The organism is Streptomyces huiliensis, assembly GCF_020037025.1.
GTDB classification, from domain to species: domain Bacteria; phylum Actinomycetota; class Actinomycetes; order Streptomycetales; family Streptomycetaceae; genus Streptomyces; species Streptomyces huiliensis.
The window spans coordinates 54476-68231 of record NZ_JAIQLH010000048.1 but is presented as its reverse complement, the minus strand read 5'-3'; the positions used below and the strand labels follow the sequence as shown (position 1 = coordinate 68231).

At 74.4% G+C, this 13756-nt stretch carries 10 protein-coding genes; 1 reads left to right on the top strand and 9 read right to left on the bottom strand.

Annotation, left to right across the window (positions count from 1 at the left end; genetic code table 11):
* From JNW98_RS10700 to JNW98_RS10680, 5 genes are all read right to left on the bottom strand, one after another.
* Positions 1–1049 (bottom strand): FAD-dependent monooxygenase (locus tag JNW98_RS10700; protein ID WP_223767904.1); only part of this gene is annotated, 1049 nt, incomplete at its 3' end.
* The gene (locus JNW98_RS10695; protein WP_223767903.1) at positions 1003–1899 is read right to left on the bottom strand and encodes an enoyl-CoA hydratase family protein; all 897 of its coding nucleotides are present in this window, start codon (positions 1897–1899) and stop codon (positions 1003–1005) included. The genes JNW98_RS10700 and JNW98_RS10695, both read right to left, overlap by 47 nt.
* Before the next feature lie 77 nt (positions 1900–1976).
* On the bottom strand, positions 1977–3011 hold the full coding sequence (argF, locus tag JNW98_RS10690) for an ornithine carbamoyltransferase (RefSeq protein ID WP_223767902.1): 1035 nt from the start codon (positions 3009–3011) through the stop codon (positions 1977–1979).
* Positions 3012–3273: 262 nt separating this feature from the next.
* On the bottom strand, positions 3274–4500 hold the full coding sequence (locus JNW98_RS10685; protein WP_223767901.1) for an arginine deiminase: 1227 nt from the start codon (positions 4498–4500) through the stop codon (positions 3274–3276).
* An 80-nt stretch (positions 4501–4580) separates the two neighbouring features.
* Positions 4581–6017 (bottom strand): MFS transporter, encoded by a 1437-nt coding sequence (locus tag JNW98_RS10680; protein WP_223767900.1) that lies wholly within the window; start codon positions 6015–6017, stop codon positions 4581–4583.
* A gap of 70 nt (positions 6018–6087) precedes the next feature.
* On the opposite strand from JNW98_RS10680, the gene JNW98_RS10675 reads away from it, so the two are divergent.
* Positions 6088–7134 (top strand): helix-turn-helix domain-containing protein, encoded by a 1047-nt coding sequence (locus JNW98_RS10675; protein WP_223767899.1) that lies wholly within the window; start codon positions 6088–6090, stop codon positions 7132–7134.
* Positions 7135–7258: 124 nt separating this feature from the next.
* On the opposite strand, the gene JNW98_RS10670 is transcribed toward JNW98_RS10675, so the two are convergent.
* The 4 genes from JNW98_RS10670 to JNW98_RS10655 all read right to left on the bottom strand — a co-directional run bounded on the left by JNW98_RS10670 (position 7259) and on the right by JNW98_RS10655 (position 13550).
* Positions 7259–9985 carry a polynucleotide kinase-phosphatase gene (locus JNW98_RS10670; RefSeq protein ID WP_223767898.1) on the bottom strand — a complete coding sequence of 909 codons (2727 nt, stop codon included), beginning with the start codon at positions 9983–9985 and terminating at the stop codon, positions 7259–7261.
* Complete coding sequence (locus tag JNW98_RS10665; protein WP_223767897.1) at positions 9982–11565, bottom strand: 3' terminal RNA ribose 2'-O-methyltransferase Hen1; 1584 nt, start codon at positions 11563–11565, stop codon at positions 9982–9984. Before JNW98_RS10665 ends, JNW98_RS10670 begins: the two co-directional genes overlap by 4 nt.
* A 70-nt stretch (positions 11566–11635) precedes the next feature.
* Complete coding sequence (gene mmuM, locus JNW98_RS10660) at positions 11636–12547, bottom strand: homocysteine S-methyltransferase (RefSeq protein WP_223767896.1); 912 nt, start codon at positions 12545–12547, stop codon at positions 11636–11638.
* Positions 12548–12626: 79 nt separating this feature from the next.
* Complete coding sequence (locus tag JNW98_RS10655; RefSeq protein ID WP_223767895.1) at positions 12627–13550, bottom strand: LLM class F420-dependent oxidoreductase; 924 nt, start codon at positions 13548–13550, stop codon at positions 12627–12629.
* Between the last annotated feature and the right edge of the window lie 206 nt (positions 13551–13756).

The window sequence follows — 13756 nt, the reverse complement described above, 5'->3', positions numbered from 1 at the left end:
AGCTCCTCGAACCACTCCAGGCTCGCCCGGGCGGCCCGCTGGGTGGACTCGACGAGCGGGCGCCGCTCGGCCTCGTACGCCGCGAGGGCCGCCGGCACGCCGTCCGGGCCCCGTCCTGCCAGCCGCCCGACGAGGGCGAGGGCGTCCTCGACGGCGAGTTTGGTGCCGGAGCCGATGGAGAAGTGGGCGGTGTGGGCGGCGTCGCCGAGCAGCACCGTACGGCCGTACGACCAGCGGGCGTTGACGACCGTGCGGAAGGCCGTCCAGGAGGAGCGGTTGGAGCGCAGGGGGCGCCCGCCCAGCGCGTCGGCGAAGAGGGCGGCGCACCGGCCGAGGGTCTCCGTCGCCGTGCACCGGTCGAAACCGGCCCGCCGCCAGACCTCCTCGCGCATCTCGACGATCACCGTGCTCGCGTCGGGCGCGTAGGGGTAGCCGTGCAGCTGCATCACGCCGTGCTCGGTTTCGGCGATCTCGAAGCGGAAGGCGTCGAAGGCGAAGCCGGCGGAGAGCCAGACGTAGCGGCAGCGGTGGGTGGTGAGCGTGGGCCGGAAGTGGTCGGCGTGGGCGGTGCGGGTGGCGCTGTGGACACCGTCGGCGGCGACGACGAGGTCGTGGGTGCGGGCGAGTTCGGCGGCGGGCGGCGCCTCCGTACGGAACCGCAGGTCGACGCCGAGGCCACGGCAGCGCTCGTGCAGGATGCGGAGCAGCCGGTGGCGGCCGAGCGCGGCGAAGCCGTGGCCGCCGGAGCGCAGGGTGCGGCCGCGGTGGACGACGTCGATGGCGTCCCAGCGGACGAACGAGCGGCGGAGCGCGGCGTAGACGGCGGGGTCGGCGCTCTCGATGCCGCCGAGGGTCTCGTCGGAGAGGACGACGCCGAAACCGAAGGTGTCGTCGGGGGCGTTGCGCTCCCAGAGGGTGACCTCGTGCCCCGGGTCCTGACGTTTCAGCAGGGCGGCGGTGTAGAGCCCGCCGGGCCCGCCGCCGACGACCGCGACGCGCACCTCAGACGCCCCGCCACTCGGGGGGTCGCTTGGCGGTGAACGCCGCATGGAACTCGGCGTAGTCCGCGCTGTTCATCAGGAGCGCCTGGGTGGCGGCGTCGAGTTCGACGGCGGCGGAGAACGGCATGTCGAGCTCGGCGGCGAGCAGGGCCTTGGTCTGGGCCAGGGCGAGGGCGGGCCCGTCGGCCAGCCGGCGGGCGAGGGCTCGGGCCGCGTCGTCCGCCTCGCCCTCCGGTACCGACTGGCTGATCAGCCCGATGCGTTCGGCCTCGACGGCGCGGACGGTGTCGCCCAGCATCAGCAGCCGGGTGGCGTGGCCGAGGCCGACGACGCGCGGCAGCAGGTAGGCGGCGCCCATGTCGCCGCCGGAGAGGCCGACCTTGGTGAAGAGGAAGGCGAAGCGCGCCGTGGGGTCGGCGACGCGGAAGTCGGCGGCGAGGGCGAGCACCGCGCCGGCGCCCGCGGCGATGCCGTGCAGGGCCGCGACGACGGGGAACGGGCATTCGCGCAGGGCCCGGACGACCTGGCCGGTCATCCGGTTGAAGTCGAGGAGGCGGCGGGTGTCCATGGCGAGAGTGGCGCCGATGATGGCGTCCACGTCCCCGCCGGAGCAGAAGCCGCGCCCCTCGCCGCCGAGGACCAGGGCCCGCACCGAGCCGTCCCGGGCGAGTTCGGGGAGCAGGTCGCGCAGGTCGGCGTAGGCGCCGAAGGTGAGGGCGTTGAGCTTGTCGGGGCGGGCGAGGGTGACGGTGGCGACGCCGGAGTCCACGGTGAGGCGCAGGTGCCGCCATGCGTCGGTCGTGGACGCGGATCCGGTGAAGGGGTTCGACGGGCTCGGGGGATCCGGTCGCGAGGGATTCGACGGTCGCGAGGGGTTCGACGGGCTCGTGGGGCTCATCGGGCGCGGCCTCCTTCAGCCGGGTGGGCTGGGGCTGGTGCCTGCCCGGCGAAGCTATCACCGATGTGTGACTGTCGTCACGAGTGCGCGATGGGCAGCGTCTGCTCTTCCCGCCGGGCCAGGGTGGACACGAGGAGCGCCTTGATGGTGTGCATCCGGTTCTCCGCCTGGTCCCAGACGACGGAGTGCACGGACTCGAAGACCTCGTCGGTCACTTCGAGGGAGGTGAGGCCGTGCCGTTCGTGGATCTCCCGGGCGACCGTGGTGCCGAGGTCGTGGAAGGCGGGCAGGCAGTGCAGGAACTTCACGGCGGCGTTGCCGGTGGCCCGGAGGACGTCCATGGTGACGGCGTAGGGGGCGAGCAGGGCGATCCGCGCGTCCCACACCTCGCGGGGCTCGCCCATCGAGACCCAGACGTCGGTGGCGACGAAGTCGGCGCCCGCCACGCCCTCGCCGACGTCGCTCGTGAGCGTGACGCGGGCGCCGCTCCAGCGGGCGAGCTGCCGCGCCTGCTCGACGACGGCCGGGGCGGGCCAGAGCTCCTCGGGCGCCACGATACGGACGTCCATGCCGAGCAGGGCGCCGGTGACGAGGTAGGAATTGCCCATGTTGTAGCGGGCGTCGCCGAGGTAGGCGAGGGCCACGTGCTCCAGGGGCTTGGCGGTGTGCTCGGACATGGTGAGGACGTCGGCGAGCAGCTGGGTGGGGTGCCACATGTCGGTGAGGCCGTTGTAGACCGGGACCCCGGCGTACGCGGCGAGCTCCTCCAGCGTCTCCTGGGCGTGCCCGCGGTACTGGATGGCGTCGTACATCCGGCCGAGGACCCGGGCGGTGTCCTTGGCGGACTCCTTGTGGCCGAGCTGGGAGCCGGAGGGGTCCAGGTAGGTCGTGCGGGCGCCCTGGTCGGCGGCGGCGACCTCGAAGGCGCAGCGGGTGCGGGTGGAGGTCTTCTCGAAGACCAGCGCGATGTTGCGCCCGGTCAGCCGGGGCACCTCGGTGCCGGCCCGCTTGGCCGCCTTCAGCTCGGCGGCCAGCTCGACGAGGCCGTGGAACTCCTCGGCGCTGAGATCCGTCTCCTTGAGCAGGCCGCGGCCCGCGAGGTCTGTGGCCATGAGGACTCCCTGAAGTGCCGTGCGCTCCGTCCGAAGGTGCGTTTCCCGCGCCTCCACCCTGGAATTCTATGCGCTTGAGCGCAATATTATGCACTCATCGTCTCATGGGCATCCACCGGCCCTCCACTACCACCGCACCGGCCACTCCAGTCACGCCGCACCGGCCACTCCAGTCTTGCCGCACCAGCCACTCCGGTACCGCCGCACCGGTCCTCCGGCGCCGCCGCCCGCTCACGCCCGCGAGGCCCCTCCGGCCGCCGCGCTACGCGACCGGATCCCGTTCCACCGGGCAGCTCATGCAGCGCGGCCCGCCTCTCCCCCGCCCCAGCTCGCTGCCGGGGATGGTGATGACCTCGATCCCATGCTTGCGCAGGAAGGTGTTGGTCGTCACATTGCGTTCGTACGCCACGACGACCCCCGGCTCTATCGCCAGCACGTTGCAGCCGTCGTCCCACTGCTCCCGTTCCGCCGCGTGGACATCCTGCGTCGCGGTGAGCACGCGGATCGAGTCCAGCCCCAGGGCGGCGGCGATGGCCCGGTGCATATGGCCCGGCGGGTGGTCGGTGACCTTCAGCTCCCGCTCGCCGACCCCCGGCTCGATGGTGTACGAGCGGAGCATGCCCAGCCCGGCGTACTGGGTGAAGGTGTCGCCGTCCACCATGGTCATCACCGTGTCCAGGTGCATCACGGCGCGGCGCTTGGGCATGTCCAGGGCCACGATGGTCCGGGCGGACCCGGCGGCGAACAACCGGTGGGCCAGCATCTCCACGGCCTGCGGGGTGGTCCGTTCGCTCATTCCGATCAGCACCGCGCCCTGCCCGATGACCAGCACATCCCCGCCCTCGATCGTGGACGGGTAGGCGGCCTGGCCCTCCGACCAGATGTGGAAGTCGCCCGCCGCGAACACCGGATGATGCCGGTAGACCGCCTCATAGTGCACCGTCTCGTGCCAACGGGCGGGCCAGCGCATGGCGTTGATGCACACCCCGTCGTAGATCCAGGCGGAGGTGTCGCGGGTGAAGAGGTGGTTGGGCAGCGGGTTGAGCAGGAAGTCGTCGAGGTCCATCACATGGAAGCGGACGGAGACCGGTTCGGCGTGCCGCTCCAGGAACTCCCGCTTGGTCATCCCGCCGACCAGCCAGGACGTCAGCTCGGGGGCGGGCATCCGCTCGAAGGCCGCGCGCAGCGGGCCGGTCGCCAGCGGACCGTACTCCTTCTCGTCGAAGATCCGGTCCAGGACGAGCGTGCGCGCGGCGGGCACCCGCAGGCTCTCCTCCAGCAGGTCCCGGAAGAGGTGCACCTCGACGCCGCGCTCGCGCAGCACGTCGGCGAAGCCGTCGTGCTCGGCGCGGGCGCGGCGGACCCAGAGCACGTCGTCGAAGAGGAGGGCGTCCTTGTTGGACGGGGTGAGCCGCTTCAGCTCCAGGTCCGGGCGGTGCAGGATGACCCGCCGCAGCCGCCCGGCCTCGGAATCGACATGGAATCCCATCCCTCCATCCTCACCTGATTCAGCTGAGATCACCCCGTGTGGCACGACGGAACGTCAGATGGCGGAGGGGGCGGGAGGCGTCAGTGGACGCGGCGCGGGAGCGTCAGGCAGGCGGCGAGGGCGAGCGCGGCGGTCGCCGCGGCGAACACCCAGCCGGCGCGCAGGGCGTCCAGGCCGAGCCGGTGGGCGCCGCCGCCCAGGCCGACGAGCACGGCCACGCCGAGGGCCGTGGCGCCCTGCCGCGCCACCATGAGGACGCCGGAGCCCAGGGACATCCGGTGCTCCGGAAGCCGGCCGGCCGCCGCGAACATCACCGACTGGCAGAGCGCCGTGCCGACGCCCGCGAGGAGCAGGCCGGGCAGGAGCGCCGCGGCGTAGCGCGGGGTGCCGTTCGCGGCGGTCAGCCACCACAGCGGAGCGGCCGTGAAGCACACCGCGCCCAGGGTGGCGGCTCCGCGCTCGCCGATCGCCCGGACGACGCGGCCGGAGAGGGCGGAGACGACGAGGACCGTGCCGGGCCAGGGCGCGAGGGCGGCTCCCGAGCGCCGCACCGACCAGCCCCAGACGTCGGAGCAGAGCACCGACGCGGCGAGCAGCATGGCCGAGTAGGCGAGGAAGTAGGCGAACAGGCCGAGGGTCGCAGCCGTGAAACCCCTGGTGCGGAAGAGGGCGGGATCGATCACGGGGTCCTGGGTCCGCCGCACGTGCCGGACGCCGAGCGCGGCCGCCGCGACTCCGGCCGCGAGGACGCCGAGCGTGGCGGGCGACGTACGGCCCCAGTCGCCGGCCTCGACGACGGCGGTCGTCAGGGCGCCGACCGCGACGAACACCAGCACCGTCCCCGCCGGGTCGCCGTCGCTCCGGCCGTCGGCGGGGGCCGGGGCGGGGCGGGGCAGCAGGCGGACGCCCGCCGCCAGGGCCACCAGCACCACCGGGACGTTGACGAGGAACACCCACCGCCAGTCGGACGCCGCGAGCAGCCCGCCGATCACCGGTCCCGCGCTGGCCGCCAGGGCGCTGATGGCCGTCCAGACGCCCACGGCCGTGGCGCGTTCCGCGGCCGGGAACGCGGGCAACGCGAGGGAGAGGGAGGTGGGGACGAGCACGGCCGCGCCGATGCCCTGCGCGACGCGGGCGGCCACCAGCCACCCGAGGCCGGGCGCGACGCCGCAGCCGACGGAGGCCAGTCCGAACACGGTGAGGCCGAGGAGGAACGACCGCCGCCTGCCCATGGCGTCGGCCAGCCGCCCGGCCGGGATCAGCAGCGCCGCGAGCACGATGGTGTACGCGTTGAGCACCCAGGAGAGCCCGGCCGCCGACGCCGAGGAGAAGTCCTCGCCGATCACGGGGAAGGCCACGTTGATCGCGGAGACGTCGAGGACGGCGAGGAACTGGGCGGCCGACGCGACGGCGAGCACCAGCCAGCGGCGGGGGTCGGGGTGGGGAGCGGGGTGGGGATCAGGGTGGGATGCGCGCACGGGGACCGGCGGTTTCGTGCGCTCCGGCAGGGAGTTCATGCACCCAGCATCGGGAGGACGGCGCACCCTCACGAGTGGCAGGAACGACAATGCCCGGTACATTGCTGCCATGCCCTCGATCGCCGTGGCCGTCACCGACGGCATGCCGTTCTTCGAACTGGCCATTCCCTGCCATGTGTTCGGCACGGACCTCTTCGGCAGGGGCGGTGTCCTCGGGTGGGACGCGGACGCCGGCGGGGCGCCGGGCGCCGGGGAGGGCCGGGCGGCGCCTCCCGAGGCGGCGTCTCCTGAGGACTGGTACGACCTGCGCGTCTGCGCCGTCGGTACGGCGGACGGCGACGCCCGCGCGCGCTCGTGGTTCCGCACGCGGACCGCGCACGGCACGGAGGACCTGGTCACCGCCGACACCGTGCTCGTCCCCGCCTCCGCCGACGTCCACGGCGACCCTCCGGGGGAGTTGGTGGCGGCCCTGCGCGAGGCGCACCGGCGCGGCGCGCGGGTGGTGTCGCTGTGCTCGGGCGCGTTCACCCTCGCGGCCACCGGACTGCTGGACGGCCGGACGGCGACGACGCACTGGGGGTACGCGCGGCTGCTCGGTGAGCGCTATCCGGCGGTGCGGGTGGACCCGTCCGTGCTGTACGTCGACCACGGCGACGTCGTCACCGGCGCGGGAGCGACCGCGAGCATCGACGTCTGTCTGCACCTGATCCGCCGGGACTTCGGCGTCGAGGCCGCCAACGCGGTGGCCCGCCGACTGGTCGCGCCCGCCCACCGGCCGGGCGGACAGGCCCAGTTCATCCAGGCGCCGCTGCCCGAACGGACCGACGACTCCCTGGCGCCCCTCCTCCACTGGGCCACGCAGCGGCTCGCCGAACCCCTGACCGTCGCCGACCTCGCCCGCCGGGCCCACACCAGCCCCCGCACCCTCATCCGCCGCTTCCACGCGGCGACGGGGACGACGCCCATGCAGTGGCTCCAGGCCCAGCGCATCGCGCGGGCCCGGGAGTTGCTGGAGGCGAGCGACGCCTCGGTGGACCGCGTGGCCGAACTCTGCGGCCTGGGCACGGCGGCCAACCTCCGCCGCCGCTTCACCAAGGCGGTCGGCGTCCCGCCGAACGACTACCGGAGGACGTTCCGGGCCCGGCGGGCGGCGTAGGACGGGCTCCGGGCGTCGCCCGGGCGCCCCCCTTGTCGCGGCTTCGGGGGTCTGGGGGCTTGCCCCCGGGAATCGGCGAAGGGGAGGGACCGGGGCACCCCACCCGCCGGCCCCACCCGCCGCCTCACAGCCGCGGGTCGACCGGCTCCGACTCCAGGGCCAGCACCGCGAACACCGCCTCGTGCACCCGCCACAGCGGCTCCCCGTCCGCCAGCCGGTCCAGGGCCTCCAGGCCCAGCGCGTACTCGCGGAGGGCCAGCGACCGCTTGTGGCCGAGGTGGCGGTTCCGGAGGCGGGCGAGGTTGTCCGGGCGGGTGTACTCGGGGCCGTAGACGATCCGCAGGTACTCCCGGCCCCGGCACTTGACGCCCGGCTGGACGAGGCCGCCGCCCTCCGTGCGGAGGTACGCCTGGAGGGGCTTGACGACCATGCCCTCGCCGCCGGCGGCCGTGAGGTCCAGCCACCAGCGGACGCCGGCGGCCACGGACGCCTCGTCCTCGGTGTCGACGACGAGCCGGCGGGTTGGGGCGAGGACGCGGTTCGTCCACGGACGCCGGTAGCCGCAGGGCTGGTTGGTGAGCGCGGCGGCGAGCTCCTCGGCCTCGATCATCCGGTCGATCAGGGCCAGTTGCCCGTCGTGCGGCAGCCTCGCGAGGGACCGGCCCTCGGCGGCGAGGATCTGGAACGGCGCCAGCCGTATGCCGTCCAGGCCGTCCGTCCGCCGGGTGCCGGCGGGACGCGACAGCTCGTCGGGGGACGGCTCGCCCGGCCAGCCGCGCGAGGGGTCGCCGACGGGCCAGCAGTAGCGCCCGTACGCCTCCGCGAACGCCGTCGCGTCCGCCGCGCGGTCACGCTGGTGCCCGAGCAGCCCTTCGACGTCCACGCCGCGGGCCGCCGCGGACTCCAGCGCGGCCAGCGCCGCCGGGAAGACGCCGCGGGAGGCGGCGCCCACGGCCGCGTACTGGTGGCGCAGCAGCCCGCCCGCCTTCAGCGACCAGGGCATCAGCTCGGCGTCCAGCAGCAGCCAGTCCGTGCCCAGCTCCTGCCACAGCCCGGCGCCCTCGACGCTCTCCGCCACGCGCGTCAGCAGCCGCCGCGCGGTCTCCGGGTCGTCGAGGAACGGCCGTCCGGTACGGGTGACGATCGCGCCCGGCACGCCTTCCGGCGTGTGGAACCGCTCGCGGGCCGTCTCCGCGTCCCGGCAGACCAGGACCACCGCCCGCGATCCCATGTGCTTCTCCTGGCAGACGACCTGCCGGACCCCGTCGGCGCGGTAGGCGGCGAACGCCTCGGCCGGGTGCTCCAGGTAGCCGTCCTCGCGGGAGGTGGCGCAGGGGGCCATCGTCGGCGGCAGGTAGAGCAGGTGCCGCGGGTCGGCGGCGAAGCGGCTCATCACCTCCAGCGCGGCGGCGGCGTTCTCCTCCTTCACGGCGAGCCGGCCCATGTGCCGGGTCTCGACCACGCGGCGGCCGGTGACGTCGGCGAGGTCGAGGGGCCGGCCGTCGGTGCCGCCCGGCGCGTCCTGGGCGAGTGGTCTGGCCGGCTCGTACCAGACGCGTTCGGCGGGCACGTCCACCAGCTCGCGCTCGGGCCAGCGCAGCGCGGTCAGCTTGCCGCCGAAGACGGCGCCGGTGTCGAGGCAGATGGTGTTGTTGAGCCAGGTGGCACTGGGGACGGGGGTGTGGCCGTAGACGACGGCGGCCCGGCCGCGGTAGTCCTCGGCCCACGGGTAGCGCACGGGCAGGCCGAACTCGTCGGTCTCCCCCGTCGTGTCGCCGTACAGCGCGTGCGAGCGGACGCGGCCGGAGGTGCGGCCGTGGTACTTCTCGGGCAGACCGGCGTGGCAGACCACGAGCGCCCCGCCGTCCAGCACGTAGTGGCTGACCAGCGACCGGATGAAGGCGTGGGCGCGCTCCCGGAACTCCGGGTCCTCCGCCTCCAGTTGCTCGATCGTCTCGGCCAGGCCGTGGGTGTGCCGGACGGTGCGGCCGGCCAGGTGGCGGCCGAGCTTGTTCTCGTGGTTGCCCGGGACGCACAGGGCGTGCCCCGCCTCGACCATGCCCATCACCAGGCGCAGCACGCCGGGGCTGTCCGGGCCGCGGTCGACGAGGTCGCCGACGAACACGGCGGTGCGGCCCGCCGGGTGCACGGCGTCCACCGGGCGGCCCCGGTCGTCGCGCTCGATCGCGTAGCCGAGCCGGCCGAGCAGGCTCTCCAGCTCGGCGCGGCAGCCATGCACGTCGCCGACGATGTCGAACGGGCCGGTGAGGTGGCGCAGGTCGTTGAAGCGGCGCTCCCGGACGATCCCGGCGGCCTCGATCTCCTCCGCTCCCCGCAGGACGTGCACCTTGCGGAAGCCCTCTCGCTCCAGGTGACGGAGGGAGCGGCGGAGTTCGCGCTGGTGGCGCTGGATGACGCGGCGCGGGAGCGCGGCCCGGTCGGGGCGGGCGGCGTTGCGGGCGGCGCAGACCTCCTCGGGGACGTCGAGGACGATCGCGACGGGCAGCACGTCGTGCTCGCGGGCGAGCCGGATCAGGGCCTTGCGCGCCTCCGGCTGGACGTTGGTGGCGTCCACCACGGTGAGCCGCCCGGCGGCGAGCCGTTTGCCGGCGATGTAGTGCAGGACGTCGAAGGCGTCGGCGGTCGCCGCCTGGTCGTTGGTGTCGTCGCTGACGAGCCCCCGGCACACGTCGGAGGAGAGCGTCTCGGTGGGCGCGAAGTGCCGGACGGCGAACGTGGACTTGCCCGATCCGGTGGCGCCGACGAGGACCACGAGGGAGAGGTCGGGCACGGCGAGGGTGCGCACCCCCGCCTCCGGTGCGCCGTGCGGGGTGATGGTGGTGGTGCTCATGCGGCCTTCGCCTCCTTCGGGGTCGTGTCGGGGTCGGCGGGGGTTTCGCCGGGGTTCGGGGCGGCATGGTTCGATGCAGGGCTGTCCGAGGCGGCGCTGTTCGAGGCGGCGCTGTTCGAGGCAGGGCCGCCCGAGGCGGCGCTCGCGTCGCGCCGGAAGACCGCCATCTGGGTCGGCGGCCCGACCTCGGGGTCGTCGGGGCCCACGGGCCGGAACTCCACCGTGTACCCGTACCGCTCGGCCACCGCGCCGGCCCAGCCGCGGAACTCCTGGCGCGTCCACTCGAAACGGTGGTCCGCGTGCCGGACGTGCCCGGCGGGCAGGGACTCCCAGCGGACGTTGTACTCGACGTTCGGCGTGGTGACGACGACGGTCCCGGGGTGCGCGGCACCGAACACCGCGTGCTCCAGCGCCGGCAGCCGCGCCAGGTCGACGTGCTCGACGACCTCGCTGAGGACGGCGGCGTCGTAGCCCGCCAGGCGCCGGTCGGTGTAGGCGAGCGAGCCCTGGAAGAGACGCACCCGGGCGGCCTGCCGCTCGTGCATGCGGTCCAGGCGCAGCCTGCGCGACGCCTCCCGGAGGGCGCGCACCGACACGTCGACACCGACGATCTCGGTGAACCGGGTGTCCTTGAGCAGCTCCCCCACCAACTGGCCCTGTCCGCAGCCCAGGTCGAGCACCCGGGCGGCGTCGGCGGCGCGCAGGGCACCGACGATGGCCTCGCGCCGTCGCACGGCCAGCGGCACCGGCTTCTCCTCGGTGTCGACCGTCTCGTCGACGGCGTTGTCGAGCTCCTCCGGCTCCGCGCCCTCGGCCTCGGCGAGGCGGGCCAGGGCGAGCCGGTCGAGGGCGTCCCGGGCGAGGGAGCGGCGGCGGGCCAGGAACCGGTCGGCGATCAGCCGCCGTTCGGGGTGGGCGGCCAGCCAGCCCTCGCCGGAGCGGAGCAGCTTGTCGACCTCGTCCGGGGCGACCCAGTAGTGCTTGGCGTCGTCCAGCACCGGCAGCAGCACGTAGAGCTGCCGCAGCGCGTCGGCGAGCAGTTGCTCGCCCTCCAGCACCAGCGCGACGTACCGGGAGTCCCCCCACTCGGGGAAGCGCTCGTCCAGCGGCAGCGGCCGTGCCGTCACCGTCCAGCCGAGCGGCGCGAAGAGGCGCTCCACCAGCGCGGCGCCGCCGCGCGCGGGGACCACGGGCAGCTCGATCCGCAACGGCAGCCGCCGCTCGGCGAGTTCGGGCCGCGCGGCGCACTTCCCCTTCATCGCGCTGGAGAAGACGCCGCCCAGGGCCACGGCCAGCAGCGAGGACGCGGCGTAGGGGCGGTCGTTGACGTACTGCGCCAACGCCGCGTCGGGCGCGCCCCCGCGCCCCTTTCCGCCGCCCCGCCGGACGAGCGCCACGGGATCGACTTCCAGCAGCAGCGCCGCCGTGCAGCGCTCCGCCGTCGCCTCCGGGTAGAAGACGTGCGCGGTGCCGTGGGAGGTCGAGAACCGCTGCGCCCGCCCGGGATGCTTGTGCAGCAGAAAGCCCAGGTCGGTCGCGGGAACATCGTCATGGCCGGTGGTGGTGATGGTGAGGAACACGCGTCCGAGTATCGCCGTGGAACCGCCTCCTCCCCCACCGGTTTTCCGACCGCCTCCCGCCGGCCGACCCTCAGCCCGGGCCCTCCAGCCGGGCGGACAGCTCCGCGATCCGCTCCGGCCCGACGCGGCAGCAGCCGCCGACGAGCCGCGCCCCCGCGGCCACCCAGGCGTCCGCCATGCCGGGATCGAAGGCGGGCCGACCCCGCCATCGCCGTGCCTCGTCATCCCACCCCTCCCCGCTGTTCGGATACACCACGACCGGTTTTCCGGTCACCCGCGCCGCGACCCGCACGGCGTCCGCCACCTCGCCCGGCTCGCAGCAGTTGACGCCGACGGCGACGACCTGGTCGTTCCCGGCGGCGAGCGCGAACGCCTCCGCCAGCGGCTGCCCGGCCCGGGTCCGCCCGCCGGCGCAGCTGTAGGACAGCCAGACCGGCACCCCGCACCCGTGCACGGCCCGCAGCAGCGCCCGCCCCTCGTCGGCGTCCGGCACCGTCTCCAGCGCCAGGACGTCAGGCCCGGCCGCGGCCAGCACGTCGATCCGCGGCCGGTGGAAGCGCTCCAGCTCCGCCACCGTCAGCCCGTACCGCCCCCGGTACTCGCTGCCGTCCGCGAGCATCGCCCCGTACGGACCGACGGACGCGGCGACCCACACCTCCCTTTCCCCCTCGGCCGCCGCCCGCCGCGCCAGTTCGACGCCGCGCCGCAGCAGCCCGGCGGTCTCCTCCCGCCCGACGCCCCGCCGGGCGAACCCCTCGAAGGTGGCCTGGTAGCCGGCGGTGATGAGCACCCGCGCGCCCGCCCGCACATAGGCCGCGTGCGCCCGCTCGACCTGCTCCGGACCGTCCGCCAGCAGCCCGGCCGACCACAGCGCGTCGGACAGGTCGCAGCCCTGCGCCTCCAGTTGGTTGGACAGGCCGCCGTCGAGGACGAGCGGCCCGCGCGCCAGCGCGGTGGCGAGCGGTGTGCGGGGTGGGGTCATCGCGGGCGGCTCTCGTTCTCCTGGTCCTGCTGGTGCTGCTGGTGCTACGGGTGCTGCCGGTGCTGCGACGGCTCCGGCCTCAGCCCAGCTGGTTCTGGACCTCGGCGGAGATCAACTCAAGGTGGTCGAGGTCGTCCAGGTCCAGGATCTGGAGGTAGACCCGGGACGCCCCGATCTCCGCGTACCTGCCGATCTTGTCGACCACCTCGGCCGGAGAGCCCGCCAGACCGTTGGCCTTGAGCTCGTCGACCTCCCGTCCGATGGCCGCCGCCCGCCGCGCGACCTCGGCGTCGTTTTTGCCCACGCACACCACCAGGGCGTTGGAGTACACCAGGTCGTCCGGCTTCCGGCCCGCCTCCTCGGCGGCCGCCCGCACCCGGCCGAACTGCCGCTCGGTGTCCGCCAGGGACGCGAAGGGGACGTTGAACTCGTCCGCGTAGCGGGCGGCGAGCCGCGGCGTCCGGGACGCCCCCAGGCCGCCGATCAGTACCGGCACCCTGGACTGGGCGGGCTTGGGCAGCGCGGGGGAGCCGGCCAGCCGGTAGTGCTTGCCGTCGAAATCGAACGTCGAGCCCACCTCCGTCTCCCACAGTCCCGTGACGATCGCGAGTTGCTCCTCCAGGCGCCCGAACTTCTCCTTGGGGAAGGGGATGCCGTACGCGGTGTGCTCCTCCTCGTACCAGCCGGCGCCCAGACCCAGCTCGACGCGGCCGCCCGACATGTGGTCGACCTGCGCCACCTGGATGGCCAGCACACCCGGCAGCCGGAAGGTGCCCGCGGTCATCAGCGTCCCGAGCCGGATCCGCCGGGTCTCCCGGGCCAGCCCGGCCAGGGTGATCCAGGCGTCGGTGGGTCCGGGCAGCCCGTCGGAGGAGCCCATGGCCAGGTAGTGGTCGGAGCGGAAGAAGGCGTCGAAGCCGAGGTCCTCGGTGGCCTTGGCCACGGTGAGGAGGGTGTCGTAGCTCGCCCCTTGCTGGGGCTCGGTGAAGATACGCAGGTGCATAACGACCATCCTGCACCTTCGAACACAGGTCAACGCACCGCCCCCGCACCGCCGCACCGGCCCCTGTCGGGTGAATCTCCCCCGCTCGCACCGGCCGTCCGGGCAGCGGCCAGTGTCCGGCCCGCACGGTGATCGTTGGCTTCGGCGGAGCCGGACCGCCCGGCCCGCGCACCGGTTTTCCCCACCGGCGGCGACGACCGTAATGC

Excerpts from the sequence above, each read along its gene's own strand:
- JNW98_RS10695 (WP_223767903.1), bottom strand. The coding sequence starts at position 1,899 with ATGAGCCCCACGAGCCCGTCGAACCCCTCGCGACCGTCGAATCCCTCG.
- argF (WP_223767902.1), bottom strand. The coding sequence starts at position 3,011 with ATGGCCACAGACCTCGCGGGCCGCGGCCTGCTCAAGGAGACGGATCTC.
- JNW98_RS10685 (WP_223767901.1), bottom strand. The coding sequence starts at position 4,500 with ATGGGATTCCATGTCGATTCCGAGGCCGGGCGGCTGCGGCGGGTCATC.
- JNW98_RS10680 (WP_223767900.1), bottom strand. The coding sequence starts at position 6,017 with ATGAACTCCCTGCCGGAGCGCACGAAACCGCCGGTCCCCGTGCGCGCA.
- JNW98_RS10675 (WP_223767899.1), top strand. The coding sequence starts at position 6,088 with ATGCCCTCGATCGCCGTGGCCGTCACCGACGGCATGCCGTTCTTCGAA.
- JNW98_RS10670 (WP_223767898.1), bottom strand. The coding sequence starts at position 9,985 with ATGAGCACCACCACCATCACCCCGCACGGCGCACCGGAGGCGGGGGTG.
- mmuM (WP_223767896.1), bottom strand. The coding sequence starts at position 12,547 with ATGACCCCACCCCGCACACCGCTCGCCACCGCGCTGGCGCGCGGGCCG.
- JNW98_RS10655 (WP_223767895.1), bottom strand. The coding sequence starts at position 13,550 with ATGCACCTGCGTATCTTCACCGAGCCCCAGCAAGGGGCGAGCTACGAC.